This window comes from Streptomyces sp. NPDC048337, assembly GCF_043201175.1.
Lineage (GTDB): Bacteria > Actinomycetota > Actinomycetes > Streptomycetales > Streptomycetaceae > Streptomyces.
Genome location: NZ_JBICYR010000059.1, coordinates 1 through 2,441, shown reverse-complemented (window position 1 = coordinate 2,441; position 2,441 = coordinate 1). Strand labels below are relative to the sequence as shown.

Sequence of the window (2,441 nt, the reverse complement as noted above, 5' to 3'; positions counted from 1 at the left end):
GTGAGGTGGGCCGCCGGGCGAGGTGCCAGCCTGTGGGGCTGGTCCTTTTCCCAGCGACCTCCTCCCGAACCCGTCGTGCGACGTTAATCGCAACGGGCTCTCCAGTGACTTCCGTGAACGTCGGTTGTGCGGCCAACGTGAATGTCTTCGTGGCAGGTTGAGCAGACCACGAGGGTCTTGCGCCGTTTCCTGGCCATGAGGGCGGCCCAGTTGGGTTGTTCCTGTCCGAGCAGGTCGAGGTCGGCGAGTCTGCGGATCTGATGGACCTGGATTTCTTCGGTCTGACCGCACATCTCGCAGAACCCGGCCAGCAGCCTTGTCGTCAACTCACGGCGACGGGGCCTTGGCCGGACGGGATCGTGGTCCGTGAGGACCGCGAACTTCTGCCGTTTGAGTGGAATGCCACCGAACTGCGCGACCAGCGGTTTCCTGCTCGGGGCGCGGGTGATGCTGGCCTGGAGACACTTGCGGCGCCCGGCCGGGGTGTCGATGGTGACCTTGTACTTGCGAGCCATCTTCGACATGGTCGAGCGGTGCTTGTTCGCCAGGGAGCACAGCAGCGAGGACTGCATGACCCAGTGCAACCGGTTCAGTCGAAAGACGTCGCCGGCCAGCAGGTAGTACTGAACGATTCCGCGGTACTTGGCGCCGTAGATGCTGACGATGGTGTAGTCGTCGTAGTTGAGCATCGCGGTCTGTCGCGAGGGTCTCCCGCGTTCCAGGTATGGGGCGCATTTCGCCTTGATCACGTCCTTTGGGACGTGCAGGGCAACGGTTCCGTTGACCGATCGGCGCTTGCGCCGGGGTCCGTTTCGCCGTTCTGATCTGCGGTCGTCCCTGCGGATGGTGATCTCGTAGCCGAGGAATCGTGCCGCGCCTGTTCTGGCGTGGGTGATCAGCGTCTTTTCCTGGGACAGTTCCAGCTTGAGGTCTTCTCGCAGGAACCGGGCCAGGTGCTGTTTGATTTCTTCGGCTTCGGCTTTGGGTCCGGTGAACCCGATGAGGGTGTCGTCGGCGTATCTCACGTAGCGGAGACGGCGGTATCCCGGGTCGGACATGTCCTGGCTCGGGAGACTGTGGAGCCGTTTTCGCAGCGCGCGTACTGCGGTGTGGTTGCCGCGTGTACGGGCCCGCTGGATAGCCGCTTCGACCCGGCGGTATTCAGGGTTCCTCGCCCTGAGTTTCCCTCGGGTGTATTCCGGCATGAGGACTGTTTCGATGAAGATGTCCAGCCGGTGCAGATAGATGTTGGACAAGATGGGCGAGAGGACCCCGCCCTGTGGGGCGCCGCTGAGTGTGGCGTTCCATGTCCAGTCTTCCAGGTATCCGGCTTTGAGCATGTTGCGCACGAGCCGCAGGAACCGGTTGTCGTGGATTTTCTCGCCCAGGGTATCGAGCATCACCTGATGGTCAAGCGAGTCGAAACACTGGGCGATATCTCCCTCGATGAACCAGGCTGTCCCGGTCCAGGTTTTGGCCACGTCGCGTAATGCTGTGTGGCATCCCCGTCCGGGACGGAAACCGTGGGAGCGGTCGGAGAACCGGGGCTCGTAGTACGCCTCCAAGAGGAGACGCATGACCTCGCCGACCAGCTTGTCCGTCCAGGACGGCAGGCCCAGCGGCCTCATCTTCCCGTTCTTCTTCGGGATGTAGGTCCGCTTCACCGGCTGGAATCGGAAACGCTCGTGACGTAACGCATCGATGATGCTGCCGATTTTGGCCAGTGACATGCCGTCTGCGGTTTCCCCTGAGCCTCCGGGCGTCATCGCCCCTTTGTTGGAGTAGATGCGCCCGTAGGCCAGTAGATACAACTGCGGGTTGAACATCTGTCGATACAGTTCATTGCATGGCAGATTCCGCCTGCCGCGTTCACGGAGGATCTCAAGAACCACTTCGGCGTTCTGCATTTCGCATACCTCCCGGTCTCGTCAATCCCATGTCACCTGTGTCCCTTCGCCCTGATTCCGGCTCTCCCGGACTCCTCGGCAGGTCGTTACTCCTGCGACTACTACGGACACTCCGTCACCATGGGGCTCGCGCCCTTTAGGTGATCCCTTGGTTCATCTGAATGTACGTTCTAGCGCGACTTAGGCGCCCCACTCATCTCCTTCAATCCCCTCACTGGGGATCGCCCCGCCCCCTGGAGTTGTGCCAGCAGGCCGAAATAGCCAGCACAGGGAACGGCGCCGGTTTCAGATACCTTTCCGGCGGATGCGTCTTTGAATCGACTGGAGATTGGGGTTCAGGCAATCCAGCTTTCGCCATATCGCGCGGGTCTCGCGATGCACCGTCCCTGATACCTGGACCCGGTCACCGCTTTCCTGACATGCTACGTTCCCCTTCGCCTTTCGACTCCAGGTGAGTCATTCGACCCAGGGATATCCTCCAAATCCCTCCCGGCTGAGCCGGGGATACATTCAGACGCCTCCAAGGCGCACTCG

Annotated in this window: 1 protein-coding gene; it reads right to left on the bottom strand. The window is 61.5% G+C overall.

Features of this window, described 5'->3' with window-relative positions; all coding sequences use genetic code 11:
* Positions 1-83: 83 nt before the first annotated feature.
* Positions 84-1,907 (bottom strand): reverse transcriptase domain-containing protein, encoded by a 1,824-nt coding sequence (locus ACGFYU_RS37815; protein WP_393831832.1) that lies wholly within the window; start codon positions 1,905-1,907, stop codon positions 84-86.
* Positions 1,908-2,441: the final 534 nt, after the last annotated feature.